The following is a 17,968-nucleotide window of genomic DNA, read 5'->3' as shown; positions in this document are numbered from 1 at the left end:
AACGCTTGTTTGATCGTCTGACAGGGCTCTAATTCAGGGTCTTGAGCAGATCGTTACCAGCTCGGTTTCAGCGGTTATCAGTGGTTTCCAGCTCCCCGTCCCAACCACCGCCCAGCGCCGCAATCAACTGCACGCTGGCAATCAAACGGCTCTGCAGGATATTCAGGACAGTGCGCTCATTGCTCAACGCCGTCGCCTGCACCGTCACCACGTCGAGATAAGCAATCACCCCGGCCTTGTACTGGTTCTCGGTCAGACGCAACGAATCCCGTGCCGCATCGAGCGCTTCCTGGCGCACCGCCGCTTCGTCCTCGTACACCTTCAATTGCACCAGATAGTTTTCCACTTCGCGGAAACCGTCGAGCACGGTCTGGCGGTATTTGGCCACGGTCTGGTCGTACACCGCTTCGGTGCGGTCGACTTCGGCCGAGCGGATGCCGCCGTCGAACAGCGGCAGGGTCATTTTCGGCCCCACCGACCAGAAGCGGTTCGGCAGGCTGATCAGGTTCTGCGAGGTACTGCTGCTGTAGCCGCCGCTCAGGCTCAGGCTGAAGTCCGGGTAGTACGCGGCCTTGGCCACGCCGATGTTGGCGTTGGCCGCAATCACCGAGCGCTCGGCCGAAGCGATGTCCGGGCGGCGCTCGAGCAACTGCGACGGCAGGCTCAGGGGAATCTGAGGCAGCTTGGGAACGTTCTGGGTTTCGGCAATGTTGAATTCGGCGGGCGGCTGGCCGGTCAGTACCGCGATGGCGTTTTCGAACTGCGCCCGTTGCCAGATCAGGTCCACCAGATCGCCCTGGGTGGTTTTCAGCTGGGTCTGCGCCTGCGCCACAGCGTCCCTCCCGGAAACTCCGGCGTTGTACTGGTTCATGGTCATTTTCAGCGAGCGCTCGTAAGCGGCCACTGTCGATTCGAGCAAACGTTTCTGCTGATCGATCACCCGCAATTGCAGGTAGTTCTGCACCAGTTCCGATTGCTGGCTCAAGCGCATCGCCGCCAGATCGGCGTAGCTCGCCTGGGCGCTGGCTTCATTGGCTTCAAGGCCACGACGCAACTTGCCCCAGACATCCGCTTCCCAACTCACGCCCAGTTGCGCGTTGTAAGTGTCACGGATACCGCTGGAGGAACTGCTCAGGCTCGAACTGCTGCTGCCAGTGCCCTGGCTGGAACGGGTCTTGCCGGCGCTCAGATCGACACTCGGGTAAAACGCTCCGCGCGCGCTGCGCACCAAGGCCTGGGCCTGACGGTACTGGGCTTCGGACTGGGCGACGGTCTGGTTCGAGCTGTTGAGTTTCTCGATCAGCTCGTTGAGCTGACGGTCGCCATACAGCTCCCACCAGGCACCGCGTGCCAGGGAATCGCTCGGGTTGGCCTGACGCCAGCCTTCGGCTTCCTTGTACTGGGCGATTTCGGCGGTCTGCGGGCGCCGGTAGTCCGGGCCGACGGCGCAGGCACTGAGCATCGCCACGCACAGCGACAGGCTCAGCAGACGCGAGCCGCGAACGGTAGCCAGATTGATAAGCGAACGGTCAGTCATAGCGGAGTTTCCAGAGCGGCATCGGTGCGCACGCCACGCCATTTGTTGAAACGATGGCGCAGCTTGTCGAGATAGAGGTAAACCACAGGCGTGGTGTAAAGGGTCAGCACCTGGCTGAAAACCAGCCCGCCGATGATGGTCAGGCCCAGCGGCTGGCGCATTTCCGCGCCTTCGGCCCGGCTCAGCAGCAACGGCAAGGCGCCGAGGATCGCCGCCAGCGTGGTCATCAGGATCGGCCGCAAGCGTTGCAGACAGGCGCTGCGGATCGATTCCAGCGGCGCCATGCCTTGATGACGCTCCAGTTGCAGCGCCAGGTCGATCATCAGGATCGCGTTCTTCTTCACCACACCGATCAGCAGGAACAGCCCGAGCAGCGAGATCAGGCTGAATTCGCCGCCCAGTACATAGATCGACAGCAACGCACCGACCCCGGCCGACGGCAATGTCGACAGAATCGTCAACGGATGAATGTAGCTTTCATACAGCACACCCAGCACCAGATACACCGCCAGCAGCGCACCGAGGATCATGAACGGCTGGCTCTTCTGAGTGGCGGCGAAAGCGTCGGCTGTACCGGCCATTTTTGCGATCACGTCTTCGGGCAAGCCAACCTTGGCAATCGCCCGCTCGATGGCCGCACTGCCCTGCTCCACTGTCACGCCTTCGGCCATGTCGAAGGAAATGCTCTCGGAGGCGAACTGGCCTTCGTGGCTGACCCGGTCGTCTTCCAGGCTGTTTTCATAATGGGCGAAGGTCGACAGCGGAATCCGCGCACCGTCGGCGGTGATTACCTGAACCTGCTTGAGTGTCACCGGATCCTGGGCGTATTTCGGATTGACCTCCATCACCACCTGATACTGGTTGAGGCTGTCGTAGATCGTGGAAATCTGCCGCTGACTGTAGGCGTTGTTGAGCACGGCCGTGACCATGTTCATATCCACGCCCAGGCGCTTGGCCTGATCGCGGTCGACGATCAGCGTCACCTGCTGCGCACCGCGTCCTTCACGGGCGTCGATGGCAGTCAGTTCCGGCAAGGCGCGCAATGCGGTGACCACTTTCGGGTACCACTCGCGCAAGGCGCCCAGATCACCACTTTGCAGGATGTAGCTGTACTGCGAAGTGGTCTGCTCGCGACCGCCGCCGAATTGCAGGTCCTGGTCAGCCATCAGCATCAACTGCGCACCGGCCACCTTGGGCATTTCCTTGCGCAGGCGCTCGATGACCTTCTGCGCAGAGATATTGCGCTCCTTGATCGGTTTCAGGCGCACCAGCATGAACGCGTTGTTGGTGCCGTTGGTGCCACCAATGAACCCGGCCACACTCTCGACCGCTGCGTCCTTGAGCACGGCGCGGCGGAACACTTCCATTTTCGGCTGCATCACGCTGAACGACAGACCGTCGTCACCGCGCACAAAACCGATCAACTGGCCGGTGTCCTGTTGCGGCATGAAGGTCTTCGGCACAACTACATAGAGGGCGACGTTCACCCCGACCGTGATGATCAGGCTCAGCAGAGTCAGGCGACGGTGGCGCAACACCCAGTCGAGGCTGGTGGCGTATTTGCCGACCATCCAGTCGTTGGTCCGGCGGCTCCAGCGTTGCAGGCGGTTTTCCTCACCCGGCGTATGGGGTTTGAGCCAGCGGGCGCAGAGCATCGGGGTCAGCGTCAGGGAAACCACCAGCGACACCACGATGGCGGCGGCCAGGGTGATGGAGAATTCGCGGAACAGGCTTTCGATGATCCCGCCCATGAACAGGATCGACAGGAACACCGCCACCAGCGAGACGTTCATCGACAGCAAAGTAAAACCGACTTCCTTGGCCCCGAGGTACGCGGCCTTCATCGGTTTGACGCCTTCGTCGATGTGCCGGGAAATGTTTTCCAGCACCACGATGGCGTCGTCCACCACCAGCCCGGTGGCGAGAATCAGCGCCATCAGCGACAGGTTGTTCAGCGAGAATCCGTAGAGGTACATCACCGCAAAGGTGCCGACCAGCGACACCGGCACCGCCAACGTCGGAATCAGGGACGCGCGGAAGTTACCGAGAAACAGGAACACCACCAGAATCACCAGTGCCACGGCGATCAGCAGGGTCATTTCCGCTTCGTGCAGGGTGGCCTTGATCACCGGCGAACGATCCATCGCCAGGTTCAGTTTGACGCTGGCCGGCAGCACCGCCTGCAACGCCGGCAACTGGGCCTTGATCTCGTTCACCGTCTCGATGATGTTGGCGCCGGCCTGGCGGTTGATCACCAACAGCACCGCCGCGTCATCATTGAAGAAACCGCTGTTGTAGCGGTCTTCCACGCCGTCGCTGACCTTGGCCACGTCTTTCAGACGCAGGGCCGCGCCACCGTTGTAGTGGATGATCAGCGATTCGTAGTCCTTGGCTTTCTCCAACTGGTCGTTGGCCTGGATCTGCCACAGGCGCTGCTCGTCCTCGACCGAACCCTTGGGCCGGCGCACGTTGGCTTCGGCGATGGTCTTGCGCACATCGTCCAGCGCCACGCCGTACTGGTTCAGCGCCTGGGGTTCGAGTTCGATGCGCACCGCCGGCAGGGAACTGCCGCCGATCTGCACTTCGCCGACGCCCTGCACCTGGGACAGGCTCTGGGACAGGATGGTCGAGGCCAGGTCATAGAGCTGGCCTTTTTCCAGCACGTCCGAGGTCAACGACAACACCATGATCGGTGCCTGCGACGGGTTGACCTTCTTGTAGGTCGGCATGCTGCGCATCCCGCTCGGCAGCAGGTTGCGCGAGGCGTTGATCGCCGCCTGCACTTCCCGCGCCGCGCCGTTGATGTCGCGGTCGAGGTCGAATTGCAGAATCACCCGGGTCGAGCCCTGGCTGGAGCGGCTGCTCATGGTATTGACGCCGGCAATGGCGCCGAACGAACGCTCCAGCGGCGTGGCCACAGTGGACGCCATGACTTCCGGGCTGGCGCCGGGCAGGCTGGCCTGCACCACGATCACCGGGAAGTCCATTTGCGGCAGCGGCGACACCGGCAGCAGACCGAAGCTCACACCGCCCAGTAGCATGATCGCCAATGAAAGCAGCATGGTTGCCACGGGGCGTTTGATGAAAGGACCCGAAAGATTCATAGGTGGCAACCACTAGCGACAAGCTGCAAGCCGCAAGCTAAAAACCTGTTCCGAGTCCGCTTTTCTCTTGCAGCTCGAAGCTTGACGCTTGCAGCTGTATTCACGTCGCCCTTCACGCAACCTCTCCTGTGCCGGACTTCGCCCAACGCCGTCCCAACCGATCAAAAGCCAGGTAAATCACGGGCGTCGTGAATAAGGTCAGCACCTGACTCACCAGCAACCCGCCGACCATCACCAGACCCAGCGGTTGACGCAATTCAGCGCCGGAACCGGTGGCCAGCATCAGCGGCACCGCACCGAACAGCGCAGCCAGCGTGGTCATCAGAATCGGCCGGAAACGCAACAGCGCCGCCTGATAAATCGCCTGCTCCGGCGCCATGCCCTGAGTGCGTTCGGCGTCGAGGGCGAAGTCGATCATCATGATCGCGTTCTTCTTCACGATACCGATCAGCAGGATGATGCCGATGATCGCGATCATCCCCAGGTCATTGCCACTGAGCAGCAACGCCAACAAGGCCCCCACCGCCGCCGACGGCAAGGTCGACAGAATGGTGATCGGGTGAATGTAGCTCTCGTAAAGCACGCCGAGCACGATGTACATGGTCACCACCGCCGCCAGAATCAGCAGCAAGGTGCTCGACAGCGACGCCTGGAACGCTTCGGCCGCGCCCTGGAACTGGGTCTGCACGCCGATCGGCATGCCGATGTCCTTCTGCACCTGCTCGATGATGTCCACCGCATGCCCCAGCGCCACGCCGGGCGCGAGGTTGAACGACATCATCACCGCCGGGAACTGGCCGATGTGGGTGATCGCCAGTTGTGCCTGCCGTTCCTCGACGTGGGCCAGACTCGACAACCGCACCTGCCCACCATCGGTGGTCTTGACGTGAATCTGATCCAGCGCCTGAGGGCCGATCTTCTCCCCGGCCTGCGCCTGCAGCACCACGCGGTACTGGCTGGCCTGGGTGTAAATGGTCGAAATCTGCCGTTGGCCGAACGCGTCGTACAGCGCATCGGTGATGTTCGACACCGACACACCCAGCCGTGAAGCGGCATCGCGGTCGATCACCAGGAACACCTGAAGGCCCTTGTCTTGCAAGTCACTGGCAACGTCGGTCAATTCCGGGCGCTGGGCCAGGGCCTCGACCAGACGGCCGCTCCACAGGCTGAGCAATTCGGAATCCGGCGACGACATGCTGAACTGGTATTGGGTACGGCTGACACGGTCTTCGATGGTCAGGTCCTGCACCGGCTGCATGAACAGACGGATGCCGACAAGCTTGTCCAACTGCGGTTGCAGGCGGGCAATCACTTCGGTCGCCGTCAGATCACGCTGGCCATGGGGTTTGAGGTTGATCAGCAGCCGGCCGCTGTTGAGCGTGGCGTTGTCACCGTCGACACCGATGTAGGACGACAGGCTTTCCACCGCCGGATCTTCGAGAATCACCTTGGCCAGCGCCTGCTGACGCTCGCCCATGGCGGCAAAGGAAATCGACTGCGGCGCTTCGGAAATGCCCTGGATCACCCCGGTGTCCTGCACCGGGAAGAAGCCCTTGGGCACCACCATATAAAGGAACACGGTCAGGGCCAGCGTGCCGATGGCTACCAGCAGGGTCAGCGGCTGGTGCTTGAGCACCCACTGCAACTTGCGGCCGTAAGCGGCGATCATCCAGTCGATGAACGCGCCACTGGCGCGGTAGAAACGGCCCTGTTCATGTGGCTCAGGCTCACGCTTGAGCAGACGCGCGCACATCATCGGCGTCAGGGTCAGCGAGACCACCAGGGAAATCAGGATCGCCACCGCCAGGGTGATGGCGAATTCGCGGAACAACCGCCCCACGACGTCGGCCATGAACAGCAGCGGAATCAGTACCGCGATCAGCGACAGAGTCAGGGAAATCAGGGTGAAACCGATCTGCTTCGCGCCCTTGAGCGCAGCCTGCATCGGACTGTCGCCCTCTTCGATGAAACGCGCGATGTTTTCCAGCATCACGATCGCGTCATCGACCACAAAACCGGTGGCGATGGTCAGCGCCATCAAGGTCAGGTTGTTGACCGAGAAGCCAGCGAGGTACATCACGCCGAACGTACCGATCAGCGACAGCGGCACGGCCACCGACGGAATGATCGTCGCACTGGCGCGGCGCAGGAACAGGAACGTCACCATCACCACCAGCGCGATGGCGATCAGCAGTTCATGTTGCACATCGGTGACGGAAGCGCGGATGGTCTGGGTGCGGTCGGTCAGTACGACCACGTCGAGACCGGCCGGCAGGTTGTCGGTGATGCTTGGCAGCAGCGCCTTGATCCGGTCGACCACTTCGATCACGTTGGCGCCCGGCTGACGCTGGATGTTCAGCAGAACAGCCTGATTCTGGTTGGCCCACGCTGCCAGACGCTCGTTCTCGGCGCCGTCGACGATCTGCGCGACGTCCTTGAGCCGCAGCGGCGCGCCGTTGGCGTAGGCCAGGATCAGGTTGGCGTAATCCTTGGGCGACGTCAGCTGGTCGTTGGCGTCGAGCATCGACACCCGGGTCGGGCCGTCGAAGTTGCCCTTGGGCTGGTTGACGTTGGACGCGCTGATCAGCGTGCGCACGTCAGACAGGTTCAGGCCGTTGGCCGCGAGAGCTTCCGGGTTGACCTTGATCCGCACCGCCTGACGCTGGCCGCCGGCAATGCTGACCATGCCGACGCCGCTGATCTGGGCGATCTTCTGCGCCATGCGCGTATCGACCAGATCATTGAGTTTGGGCAGCAACATGGTTTTCGAGGTGATGGCCAGGGTCAGTACCGGGGTGTCCGCCGGGTTGACCTTGTTGTACACCGGCGGCGCCGGCAAGTCGGTCGGCAACAGGTTGGTCGCGGCGTTGATCGCGGCCTGCACTTGCTGTTCGGCGACGTCCATGTTGATGTCGAGGCTGAAACGCAGGGTCAGCACCGACGCGCCGCCGGAACTGGTCGAGGCCATTTGCGTCAGGCCCGGCATTTGCCCGAACTGGCGCTCAAGCGGCGCGGTGACGGCGCTGGTCATCACGTCCGGACTGGCGCCCGGATACAGGGTCATGACCCGGATGGTCGGGTAATCGACCTGCGGCAAGGCCGAAACCGGCAGCAGGCGATAGGCGATCAGACCGGCCAGCACGATGGCCAGCATGCTCAGCGTGGTGGCGACCGGGCGGAGGATGAACAGACGCGAAATGTTCATGCGCCCTTCTTGGCCTTGTCGGTGACGGCGGCGTCAGGCGCGGTGGCGGCGGACTTGCCTTGCAGGTGTTCGGTCGGAGTGGTCGGCACATCCTTGCTGTCGTTGACCACTTCCACTTCACTGCCTTCCTTCAGGCGGTCGGTGCCTTCCAGCACCACCCGGTCGCCGGCGGCCAGGCCTTCGGTGATCACGGTGTTTTCACCATCGCTGGCGCCGATCTTCAATTGGCGGATGGTGACTTTCTTGTCGCCGTCCAGCGCGTAGACGAAGGTGCCGTTGGTACCGAACTGGATGGCAGCCGATGGAGCCAGCACCACACCTTTCAAGGTGTCAGCCAGCAGGTGAACGTTGACGAACTGGTTGGGGAACAGCGACTGATCGCGGTTCTCGTAGCGCGCCTTGAATTTCAGGGTGCCGGTGGTCACGTCGATCTGGTTGTCGAGACTTTGCAGTACACCGGTGGCTTGCAGTTTCGTGTCGCCACGATCCCAGGCCTCGGCCGGCAGTTTGGCGCCGCTGCGGTAGCGGGCGAGTACGGTTTCCAGGCTGTTTTCCGGCAGGGTGAAGGCCACGCTGATTGGTTGGGTCTGGGTGATGACCGCCAGGAACGTGGTGTCGTTGGCCGCCACGAGGTTGCCGACGTCGAGCTGACGCAGGCCGACGCGACCGGCAATCGGTGCGCGGATCTTGGTGAATTCGAGATTGAGCTTGGCGTCGTTGACCGCCGCCTGATTGGTTTTTACGGTGCCGAGATACTGGCCGACCAGCGCTTCAGCGGTGTCCAGTGTCTGCTTGGCGATGCTGTCTTCCTTGTAAAGACCGCGATAGCGTTCGACATCGACCTGGGCGTTCTTCAACTGCGCCTGATTCTGCAGCAAGGTGCCTTCAGCCTGGAGCAAGGCGTTCTGGTACGGGCGCGGGTCGATCTCCGCCAGCAGGTCGCCGGCCTTGACCATTTGCCCTTCCTCGAAATAGATCTTCACCAGCTCGCCGCCGACCCGGCTGCGCACATTGATGGTGTTGAGCGCCGTCACCGTACCGAGGGCCTTGTAGTACAGCGGAAAGTCCCCGGTGACTGCCGGCGCCACGCGCACCGGAATCGGCCCGGCCGCCCCGCCGAAGCCCGGACGCATCATCCCCGAACGACCGGTATGGCCGGCCTGCGCCTTCTCGCCGCCCTCCTTGTGGGTCGAACCGGCGGGCCAGAATTTCCAGCACAGACCGGCAATGACCAGCAGGACAAGCAGGCTCAACAGCCAGCGACGGGAGTTTCGGGAAGACGATTGCATGGAGTGATTAACCATTGGGCGCGTGGGCTTCTTTTACGGGAGGCTGAACGATAAGCACTGGCCGGGATTTAGCAAAGCAGCTTTACCGGCAATTTACCTTCCACTTACGTTTCAAGGTGTGAGGCAAAACACTGATACACAAATGAAAACGGCCTGGACAGGGCCAGGCCGTTAACAATTGTAAAAGCGCTTACTTGAGAACGGACAGCGCCGCTTCGTAGTTAGGCTCTTCTGCAATTTCCTTGACCAGTTCGCTGTGCAGGACGTTGTCGTTTTCGTCCAGAACAACCACCGCACGGGCGGTCAGGCCTTTCAGCGGGCCGTCAGCGATGGCCACGCCGTAGTTCTCGAGGAACTCGGTGCCGCGCAGGGTCGACAGGTTTTGTACGTTTTCCAGGCCTTCGGCGCCGCAGAAGCGAGCCTGGGCGAACGGCAGGTCAGCCGAGATGCACAGCACTACGGTGTTGCTGATGTCGTTGGCCTGAGCGTTGAACTTGCGCACGGAGGTGGCGCAGGTCGGGGTGTCGACGCTTGGGAAGATGTTCAGCACTTTGCGCTTGCCGGCGAAGTCTTTCAGGGTGACGTCGGACAGATTGCCGGCTACCAGGGAAAAGGCTGGCGCCTTGGAACCGGCTTGTGGCAGTTGGCCGTTGACTTGAACCGGGTTGCCTTTGAGCGTGACTTGAGCCATGAACGGAGTCCTTCTTAACGTTGTTGGGAAAGCATGCAAGAGGCAGAAGTTAACCACGAAATTGTCCGACGACCTATGCCTGGACTGAAATTGTCATGTGCTGGCACGCAAAACTGGATACACATTCTCCAGTAGCCCCACATCCCCGTCCTCAAAGAGGGTGATGCTTGTTAAAACGCAAGTCTGCGTCTTTTCTTTAACGACCTGTCGATTCAGACCCCGGCCGTTCGACTAAGCCATGAATCCCTCACCTATCTGCGGAGAAACACCATGCGCTTCATGATCATTGTCAAAGCCAGCCACGACTCCGAAGCCGGCGTGATGCCCAGCGAGCAATTGCTGACCGACATGGGCAACTACAACGAACAACTGGCCAAGGCCGGTATCCTGGTTTCTGCCGACGGCCTGCATCCTAGCAGCAAAGGCGCCCGCGTACGTTTCAGTGGTGAAACCCGCAGCGTGATCGACGGCCCGTTTGCCGAGACCAAAGAGCTGATCGCCGGTTACTGGATCTGGGACGTGAAATCCAAAGAGGAAGCCATCGAATGGGTCAAGCGTTGCCCGAATCCCATGCCGGGCACTGAGTCGGAGATCGAGATTCGCCAGGTCTTCAGCCCGGAAGATTTCGGCGCCGAGTTCACCCCGGAACTGCGCGAGCAGGAAGAACGCATCCGCGAACAAGCCAAAAAACACTGAGGCCCCGAATCGGGAGCGTGAGCATTTTCTGCATGGTCGATGACGACTGAGCGAGACACGAGGACTTTTCGACGCGAAACAGGTAGGGTGCGCAACATCACAATGCCACCACTGGATCGCGTCACGGTTTTCATGGAGTTGTCATCGCAATGAGTTGCTGGACCGTCCTTGGCCTGTCGGCCGACGCCGATGTGCGCACTATCAAACGCCAATATGCCGTCCTGCTCAAACAGACCCGCCCCGACGACGACCCCGAGGGCTTCCAGCGGCTGCGCGATGCCTATGAGCAGGCGCTGGCCTACAAGGAATGGCAGCAGTATCACGAGCAGAATCAGGACGAAGAGCAGGAACAGGGTATTGAAGAATCCTGGGACCTGACCGGCCTCACCGTGGTCGAGGTCGATGCCCTGCAACTGGCGACCCGCTCGCTGGACGGGCTCAGCGTTGAAGAGCTGAATCATCGCCATGCCGTCACCCTCGAACAGGGTTGCGCACATTTCTTCGAAGACACGGTGCTGCATCATTGCATTGAACACCCTGAGACTTCGCAGACGTTGGTGGACTGGGCCATCCCGACCTTCTTCTGGTTCAGCGCCTGGCAACGCCTGGAGCTGGACGAAATATCGATTGACCTGTTGCTGGATCAACAACGCGCGCGCATTGCGCAACCGATGCGTGATGCGCTCGAACGGGAAGACGTCGACGGATTTCTCCAGGCCTATGCCCGCTGCGCGGATTTCAACTGGTTGGCGATTCAGCAACATCAGGAATGGTTCAACCGTGCCCTGAGCCATTTGCTGCTGGATGCGCCGGTCTGGTCTCCCGAGATTTTCGAACGGGTGCGCGCCGGTCAGGGCTGGCACGGCTGCACTGGGAATCCCTGCCCTGACGGCGAATGGCAACGCCTGCTGGCTCGCCAGAATGCGCCGCTTTTCCTGGCTCACCAGCAACAACTGGCCACGGAGCCCGCCGTCACCCCCGAACACCGCGCCGCCCGCCTGCTGCTGGGCACCGGCTCGTTCAGCGCCCGCCGCGCACTGGCCCGACGCCTGCACGAGGACGACTGGGCGCAGTGCCGCAAGTTGAGTTCCGAGCTGTACGCCAATCACCCCAAGGTCTGCACACAGATGCCCGGCGGTACGGCTTTTTTCTGGCGTGACTGGGAGCTGAGCTTCAATGACTGGCCGACCTACGTGGGCGTGGTATTGGCCTGCCTGATCGGCGCGTTCACCCATTACATTCCGCTGGGCGTGCGGCTCAGCGGGTTGATCAACATCGTCATGATTTCGACTGTGGTGTTCGGCGTGATCGTGGCCGGGCTCAATTGGCTGGTGCACAACCTCGCCCATCGCGTATGGCGGCTGGATGACCGGCTCAGCGCTGCTCTTTGCCCCGGAGTTTTCAAAGACTCGCCGCCGTTCGGCGTGCTGCGTGACCTGGTGCCCGGCGCGTTGATGGTGGCCGGGCTCGGCTGGTTTTTCGGCCCGATTGCCGGCGGGGTGTACGCCGCGACCCTGACGACCTTCGGACTGGTTCGCCGCTGGCAGTCCAGGCCACAGGTATCCTGGGAAGAGAGCCGAACAGCCGTGAAAGTCGGCGTGACGATCCTCGGGATTGTGGTGCTGTCCCTCGTGCTCGGCGTATTCAAAGTGGTCGCCAGCCAAGGCACGGTCAATCGCAATCAGGGTCTGCAACCCTGGACCGAACGCCTGTGCAGCCGCTTGCCGGCCACCACCGCCGAATGCAGCGCACCGGCCACCGTTGAACAGTGGTACGGCAAGGAGGCGCGCCCATGACCACGAGAGTGATGTTTTGCGTCGGTATCTTCTTCGCGCTGGTGGTGATGGCGCTGACGAGTGCGACCCGCCCTTTCCTCCAGCTCGATCTCTGGCTGGACGGGCGCGATGCACCGATCACCGCCCAGGCCAATGCCCTGAGCCCGGTGATCGCCTGCGTCAACCGGATCGACGTGCAATGGCGAGTGGCCTATGACCGCTACAAGAACCCTCAACCGCCCTTGCCCCGCGACCAACGCTGGTTGAAGAGCCTCAATGATTTCGACGACAGTGACGCGTTCAATGTGCGCGACATTCAGCGCGATGTCTGCGGTCAGGGCCTCACGGAAAAACTCGAACTGCTGGAATGGCAGCCTGAACTGGCGCGACAGGCCAACGAGTACGTCCGGGCGCTGAGTCACGTCACGACCACCATTGCACCCACGCGGTTTTACCGAGAAGCGAGCTTCACTTCGGGGTCGCAACAGCCCTCCCCTGGAGAACTGGCGGCGATCGAGCGCGTTTCACAGGAATACATCGGCGCCTCGACGGCTCTGCGGCAAAGCCTGCTGCCGCTCGACGCCGCGCAACGTCCTGAACAGCTCAAGCTGATCGAGGCGCGTCTGGGCAGGGACATTCACTGGGACTTGCTGGCGTACATGATTCAGGCGCGGGAGACTGTCGACGTGCTCGACGAAGCGATGAAAAACCGCACTCTGACCCCAAAATTGCTGGCCGACACCACCGCGAAGTTGCAACAGGCGTGGAACCGTCGCGAACCCTGGCTCGCACCGCGCACGGGTGGATTCCAGAACAAGACCGATGCCGCACGGGATCTGTGGCTGCGCATCGGCGAGCCGGGGCAAAGCTATCTCGAGGCGTTGAACACCCTGCAAGCAGACTGGCACAACCACGCTAAGCCCGAACGTTTGAGCGAGGACTACTACGCCGTGACCCGCCGTTACGACGGTTTGCTCAGCCATTACAACCGACTGGCGCGCGCCAGTTTCTGACGCCGTGCGCACGCCGGATCGCCCTCAGGGACGACCCGGCGTGCCGGTCTTACTTGGCCTTGAGCTTGAGGTAGGACTGATGCAGGTCCGACGCCCAGCCATCGATCACGCTTTTCACGTCATCGGCCTTCATCACCTGCGAATCGTTTTCCAGCGGTTTGCCAGTGCCCTTGCGCACCACCTGCGCCGCCACCTTGTTGGTGCCGCCATCGAGGAACACCGCCTCGGTCGCCAGCGTGGTTTCCTGATCGCGAATACCGCTGGCGGTGCTGACCGCTGCCGCCACCAACGCCACCGGAATCACTTCATAGGCATGCAGGCCTTCGGTCTTGCTGCTGACGGCGGTGATGGCCGCGCGCACCACAATCACGCCCGGCCCGGGGCCCGAGGCCAGCGGCAGGGATTTGCCCAGTTCACGCTTGAGCGCCTGATCGTAGTAGCTGGTGATGCCGTTGAGGGTCTGCTGCGGAATCTTCACCGTGGGTTGCGGTTTGGGATAGAGCTGGGTCGGTTCGACGTAGAAGCTGGTGAATTTGCCGATGTCGACTTTCGGGTCGATCCAGCGCATCACTTCGGCCCCCGACGGGGATTTGGCCTCCCTCAGCTGGCTGTAGTCCTTGAGGAAGCCTGAGTACTCGTCGGGTGCGACGGTTTTGCTGGAGCAGCCCACCACGCCCAGCGTGGCAATGCACAGGGTGCTCATCATTACGGCTAGCTTCATGCTGTAACTCCTGTCGGAAGGCCGAATTTATTGCGTCGGGGGAGTTACAGGTATAGCTAAATTCGCGCCGTTTGCGATCAGAAACCCCAACATTGCACAACGTCGGGTCCGGACCTTTGAAAGGTCCGGACCATCACAGGTGCTCAAGGCTTTCTTCTACCAGCTCGAAGTCTCCCCACTCCTCAACGCCATCTCCCGCCGGCTGTTGGCCCGCATCGCCTTGATCAGCGACACGGTCCCCACCAGCAAAATCGCCGCACCGAACAGAAAATCAATGTTGTACAGCTGGAAATCCTGCACCGGCCCCACCAGCACCGTGCGCACCACGCCGATCCCCACCAGCGTGGCAAGGAAGTCGATTCCCGGCTCATCGCGGTAGAACACCAGCAGCAACGGCAGGCACAGCACCAGCAGCATCAACAGCACCACAACCTTGAACGAGCCTTTGCGCTCGACGCTGAACGCGCATTCGTGGGGGCCGTAGGCCTTGTAGTCCTCGTCGCGGATCATCGAGTTTTTCTCGTTGATGTAGTCGGCGCGGTTGTACTTCTGGATCGGCGTGAAGGTGTTGGACATCTCCATCAGCGTGGTGATGTTCTTGAAGCGCAGGTCGATGCGCTCGCTGCCCTTGAGGTAATACAGCACCGGTTTGTAGCCGTAGCGATAGGTGTCGAAGGGAAATTCGGTGACCCGGCCCTGAACGCTGATCGGGCGCGATTCGAGTTCGGCGAAAGCGCTCTTGTCGGTCGAGGCGAGGTTGCGGCTCAGGGGCAGGACCTTCACCTGTTCGAGGAAGATCGGCGTGACGCCAAACGACCACTGCAACGGTTCCAGGCGCAGACGCAGTTCGTTGCGGCCCAGGTCATAGCGGTTGAAGGTGCGTTCGGAGACCACCAGCGCGCCGCTGAGCATGAACTCGCCGCGCAGGTTGTTGGTGATGCGCAGGGTCAGCTGATCCTTGCCCAGCAGCGCCGCTTCGGTGTTCGGCGGCGTGCCGCACCAGGCGGTGCTTTCGCCGACGCCGCCGAGCTGACCGCCACGGTTTTCGTTGAACACATAGATGTAACCGGCCCACAGCGTCACCATCAGCAGCAACGCGGTGATGCCCAGAATTTTTTTGCCCGGACTCACTGATCAGACTCCCTTCTTCGTTCCGTCGTCCAGCCGAAAACCCGCTGGCGACGGGGACTCTACCAAAAGGCCACCATCGACCCAAGGAAAAATCCCCGATTCATCAGGGTTCTAAGGGTTTCCCCTGCATCACCTGCGCCGGAACAACGGTCGCGGCTCGATCACCGAGCGCCCGTACAACACGCTCATCCCGGCCAGGCCCTTGAGCGCATCCTCGGCGGATTTGTCCTCGCGCACCGCGAAGCTGTCGAAACCGCACTGGCGCATGTGGCTCAGTTGATCGCGCAGCACATCGCCGATGGCGCGCAACTCGCCTTTCCAGCCGAAACGTCTGCGCAGCAGATAGGCCTGACTGTAGGCGCGGCCGTCGCGAAAGCTCGGGAAGTCGAGGGCGATCAGCGGCAGCGAGGTCAACCATGGCAACAGGCTTTCGACGCCGTCGTCGGGGCCGAGCCAGACCGCATGGGTCGAGGGCGATTCGAGCCAGTGGGCCAGCGGCAGAATCAGCATTTCAGTGCTGTCAGACGTTTCAGGCGAGCGGATCAGCGTCCACGGATCATCCAGCACGATGCGCGCCCCGCTCTCCTCCATGCGCAACAAATTGTTCATGCCGACACCTCCTGCGCTTTCGGATAAACCCGCTCCTTGAACGGCTCCAGTCCGATGCGCGCCACGGTATCGACGAACAGTTCTTCAGCCTCGCGATAACGGACGAAGGTGCCGATGATCCGCTCGATCACCTGCGGCACTTCGGCGGCGCTGAACGAGGGGCCGATGACCTTGCCCAGTGCGCTGTTCTTGCCTTGGGCGCCGCCAAGGGTGATCTGATACCACTCGCTGCCGTTTTTATCGACGCCGAGAATCCCGATATTGCCGATGTGGTGATGGCCGCAGGCGTTCATGCAGCCGGAGATGTTGAGGCTGATGTCGCCCAGATCATGCAGGTAATCGAGGTTGTCGAAACGCGCCTGAATCGCTTGGGCAATCGGAATCGATTTGGCGTTGGCCAGCGCACAGAAATCGCCCCCGGGGCAGGCAATGATATCGGTCAGCAGGCCGACGTTGGCGGCGCCCAGCCCCTGCTCTTTCGCCTGCTCCCACAGCGCATACAGCTGCGACTTGGGCACATCCGGCAGGACGATGTTCTGCTCGTGGGCGATGCGGATTTCGCCGAAACCGAAACGCTCGGACCAGTCAGCCACGGCCAACATCTGCGCATCGGTGACGTCCCCCGGCGGCGAGGCCAGACCCGGTTTGGTCGACAGCACCACGCTGGTATACCCCGGCACTTTGTGCGGTTGCACGTTGCGCGCGACCCAACGGGCGAACGCCGGGTTGTCGGCCAGGTGCGTGCCGAAATCCAGATCGGTGCCCGCCAGCGTGCGGTAGCTCGGCGGCACAAAGGCACTGGCGACCCGCTGGAATTCATCCTCGGTCAATTGCGCCGGTCCGTCCTTGAGGTGTTGCCATTCCTCTTCGACTTCCTTGGCGAACGCCTCGATGCCCAGCGCCTTGACCAGAATCTTGATCCGCGCCTTGTACTTGTTGTCGCGCCGACCGTGGCGGTTGTAGACCCGCAGCACCGCCTCGACGTAGGACAGCAAGTGCTGCCACGGTAGATCGTCGCGAATCTGCAGACCGAGAATTGGCGTGCGTCCCAGACCGCCGCCGACGATCACTCGCAGCAGCATCTGGCCGTTACGACCGGGGTAAAGATAGAGGCCGATGTCATGCATCATGATCGCCGCGCGATCCTGCTTCGCCGAGCAGATGGCGATCTTGAACTTGCGCGGAAGGAACAGGAATTCCGGGTTGATCGTCGACCATTGCCGCAGGATCTCGGCCAGCGGGCGCGGGTCGATCAGTTCGTCGGCCGCGACCCCGGCGAAGGCTTCGGTGGTGATGTTGCGCACGCAATTGCCCGAGGTCTGGATCGCATGCATGTTGACCTGCGCCAGACGTTCGAGAATGTCCGGCACCTCGTGCAGCTCGATCCAGTTGAACTGCATGTTCTGCCGGGTGGTGAAGTGGCCGTAGCCACGGTCGTAATCCCGGGCGATGCTCGCCAGGGTGCGCATCTGTTCGGCACTCAGCGTGCCGTAAGGAATGGCCACCCGCAGCATGTAAGCGTGTTTTTGCATGTACAGGCCGTTCTGCAGGCGCAGCGGCAGGAATTCCTCTTCGCTCAACTCCCCGGCCATGAAGCGCTCGACCTGATCGCGAAACTGCGCAACGCGCTCGAACACCAGCGCCCGGTCGTAATCATCGTACTGATACATGCAGCGGCTACCCCATCAGGTTTGATCCCAGATCAAAACTGTGGGAGCGGGCTTGCTCGCGAAGGCGTCAGGTCAGTCAACATAATCGTTGAATGACACACCGCTTTCGCGAGCAAGCCCGCTCCCACAGGGGTTATGCGGTGGCTTGGGAATTGCGGATGCCCAGTCGGCTGATCCATACGGCCGCGAGGATGACGCTGCCGCCCAGCAACAACCGTCCCAGTTCCTCATGCTGATTCCAGATCAGCAGATTCAGCAGCAGCCCCACCGGCACATGCAGGTTGTTCATCACCGCCAGCGTGCCGCCGTTGACCATGCACGCGCCCTTGTTCCACCAGTACATGCCCAACGCCGTCGAGACCAATCCGAGGAACAGCAACACGCCCCATTGCAGCGGTGCTTCCGGCAGAAAGTTGGTTTTGCCGAACAGCAGAAACGCCGGCAACACCACTGCCAGTGCGCCGAGGTAGAAGAAGCCGAAACGTCGGTAGTGCGGCAGATCACTCGGGTGTTTTGCCACCAGATGT

Annotated in this window: 13 protein-coding genes; 3 read left to right on the top strand and 10 right to left on the bottom strand. The window is 61.6% G+C overall.

What is annotated here, in order from left to right; genetic code table 11:
• Window positions 1-67: 67 nt before the first annotated feature.
• The 5 genes from EIY71_RS00065 to tpx form a co-directional block, all read right to left on the bottom strand.
• Window positions 68-1,537 (bottom strand): efflux transporter outer membrane subunit, encoded by a 1,470-nt coding sequence (locus tag EIY71_RS00065; RefSeq protein WP_134019760.1) that lies wholly within the window; start codon window positions 1,535-1,537, stop codon window positions 68-70.
• Window positions 1,534-4,641: an efflux RND transporter permease subunit gene (locus tag EIY71_RS00060; RefSeq protein WP_129974201.1), complete on the bottom strand. Its 3,108-nt coding sequence runs from the start codon at window positions 4,639-4,641 to the stop codon at window positions 1,534-1,536. Before EIY71_RS00060 ends, EIY71_RS00065 begins: the two co-directional genes overlap by 4 nt.
• A gap of 112 nt (window positions 4,642-4,753) precedes the next feature.
• On the bottom strand, window positions 4,754-7,846 hold the full coding sequence (locus tag EIY71_RS00055; RefSeq protein WP_134019757.1) for an MdtB/MuxB family multidrug efflux RND transporter permease subunit: 3,093 nt from the start codon (window positions 7,844-7,846) through the stop codon (window positions 4,754-4,756).
• Window positions 7,843-9,150 carry an MdtA/MuxA family multidrug efflux RND transporter periplasmic adaptor subunit gene (locus EIY71_RS00050; RefSeq protein ID WP_085745836.1) on the bottom strand — a complete coding sequence of 436 codons (1,308 nt, stop codon included), beginning with the start codon at window positions 9,148-9,150 and terminating at the stop codon, window positions 7,843-7,845. Before EIY71_RS00050 ends, EIY71_RS00055 begins: the two co-directional genes overlap by 4 nt.
• A gap of 175 nt (window positions 9,151-9,325) precedes the next feature.
• A complete protein-coding gene (tpx, locus tag EIY71_RS00045; protein ID WP_011333939.1) occupies window positions 9,326-9,826 on the bottom strand; it encodes a thiol peroxidase in 501 nt (166 codons plus the stop codon).
• A gap of 270 nt (window positions 9,827-10,096) precedes the next feature.
• Here tpx and EIY71_RS00040 point away from each other — a divergent pair, with 270 nt between their 5' ends.
• The 3 genes from EIY71_RS00040 to EIY71_RS00030 all read left to right on the top strand — a co-directional run bounded on the left by EIY71_RS00040 (window position 10,097) and on the right by EIY71_RS00030 (window position 13,310).
• Window positions 10,097-10,522 carry a YciI family protein gene (locus EIY71_RS00040; RefSeq protein WP_129974200.1) on the top strand — a complete coding sequence of 142 codons (426 nt, stop codon included), beginning with the start codon at window positions 10,097-10,099 and terminating at the stop codon, window positions 10,520-10,522.
• A gap of 149 nt (window positions 10,523-10,671) precedes the next feature.
• Window positions 10,672-12,318 (top strand): J domain-containing protein, encoded by a 1,647-nt coding sequence (locus tag EIY71_RS00035; RefSeq protein ID WP_134019753.1) that lies wholly within the window; start codon window positions 10,672-10,674, stop codon window positions 12,316-12,318.
• Complete coding sequence (locus EIY71_RS00030) at window positions 12,315-13,310, top strand: DUF3829 domain-containing protein (protein ID WP_134019750.1); 996 nt, start codon at window positions 12,315-12,317, stop codon at window positions 13,308-13,310. The genes EIY71_RS00035 and EIY71_RS00030 overlap by 4 nt, the downstream gene beginning before the upstream one ends.
• Window positions 13,311-13,359: 49 nt before the next feature.
• On the opposite strand, the gene EIY71_RS00025 is transcribed toward EIY71_RS00030, so the two are convergent.
• The 5 genes from EIY71_RS00025 to EIY71_RS00005 all read right to left on the bottom strand — a co-directional run.
• Entirely contained in the window at window positions 13,360-14,031 is a 672-nt protein-coding gene (locus tag EIY71_RS00025; protein ID WP_011333935.1) for a DUF3313 domain-containing protein, read from the bottom strand.
• A gap of 156 nt (window positions 14,032-14,187) precedes the next feature.
• The gene (locus tag EIY71_RS00020) at window positions 14,188-15,162 is read right to left on the bottom strand and encodes a hypothetical protein (RefSeq protein ID WP_085745840.1); all 975 of its coding nucleotides are present in this window, start codon (window positions 15,160-15,162) and stop codon (window positions 14,188-14,190) included.
• Between the two features lie 129 nt (window positions 15,163-15,291).
• A complete protein-coding gene (locus EIY71_RS00015) occupies window positions 15,292-15,771 on the bottom strand; it encodes a DUF934 domain-containing protein (RefSeq protein ID WP_085745841.1) in 480 nt (159 codons plus the stop codon).
• Window positions 15,768-17,441 (bottom strand): nitrite/sulfite reductase, encoded by a 1,674-nt coding sequence (locus EIY71_RS00010; RefSeq protein WP_134019747.1) that lies wholly within the window; start codon window positions 17,439-17,441, stop codon window positions 15,768-15,770. The genes EIY71_RS00015 and EIY71_RS00010 overlap by 4 nt, the downstream gene beginning before the upstream one ends.
• A 133-nt stretch (window positions 17,442-17,574) precedes the next feature.
• Window positions 17,575-17,968 (bottom strand): EamA family transporter (locus tag EIY71_RS00005; RefSeq protein ID WP_166673410.1); only part of this gene is annotated, 394 nt, incomplete at its 5' end.

Origin of the sequence: Pseudomonas sp. CH235, assembly GCF_004368175.1 — a bacterium.
In the GTDB taxonomy this organism is placed as follows: domain Bacteria; phylum Pseudomonadota; class Gammaproteobacteria; order Pseudomonadales; family Pseudomonadaceae; genus Aquipseudomonas; species Aquipseudomonas paraglycinae.
This window is presented reverse-complemented; position numbering and strand designations above follow the sequence as displayed.

Bases quoted from the DNA above. Each gene is read 5' to 3' on its own strand.
- EIY71_RS00050 (WP_085745836.1), bottom strand. From the start codon at position 9,150: ATGGTTAATCACTCCATGCAATCGTCTTCCCGAAACTCCCGTCGCTGG.
- EIY71_RS00025 (WP_011333935.1), bottom strand. From the start codon at position 14,031: ATGAAGCTAGCCGTAATGATGAGCACCCTGTGCATTGCCACGCTGGGC.
- EIY71_RS00035 (WP_134019753.1), top strand. From the start codon at position 10,672: ATGAGTTGCTGGACCGTCCTTGGCCTGTCGGCCGACGCCGATGTGCGC.
- EIY71_RS00065 (WP_134019760.1), bottom strand. From the start codon at position 1,537: ATGACTGACCGTTCGCTTATCAATCTGGCTACCGTTCGCGGCTCGCGT.
- EIY71_RS00055 (WP_134019757.1), bottom strand. From the start codon at position 7,846: ATGAACATTTCGCGTCTGTTCATCCTCCGCCCGGTCGCCACCACGCTG.
- EIY71_RS00010 (WP_134019747.1), bottom strand. From the start codon at position 17,441: ATGTATCAGTACGATGATTACGACCGGGCGCTGGTGTTCGAGCGCGTT.
- EIY71_RS00040 (WP_129974200.1), top strand. From the start codon at position 10,097: ATGCGCTTCATGATCATTGTCAAAGCCAGCCACGACTCCGAAGCCGGC.
- tpx (WP_011333939.1), bottom strand. From the start codon at position 9,826: ATGGCTCAAGTCACGCTCAAAGGCAACCCGGTTCAAGTCAACGGCCAA.
- EIY71_RS00030 (WP_134019750.1), top strand. From the start codon at position 12,315: ATGACCACGAGAGTGATGTTTTGCGTCGGTATCTTCTTCGCGCTGGTG.
- EIY71_RS00060 (WP_129974201.1), bottom strand. From the start codon at position 4,641: ATGAATCTTTCGGGTCCTTTCATCAAACGCCCCGTGGCAACCATGCTG.
- EIY71_RS00015 (WP_085745841.1), bottom strand. From the start codon at position 15,771: ATGAACAATTTGTTGCGCATGGAGGAGAGCGGGGCGCGCATCGTGCTG.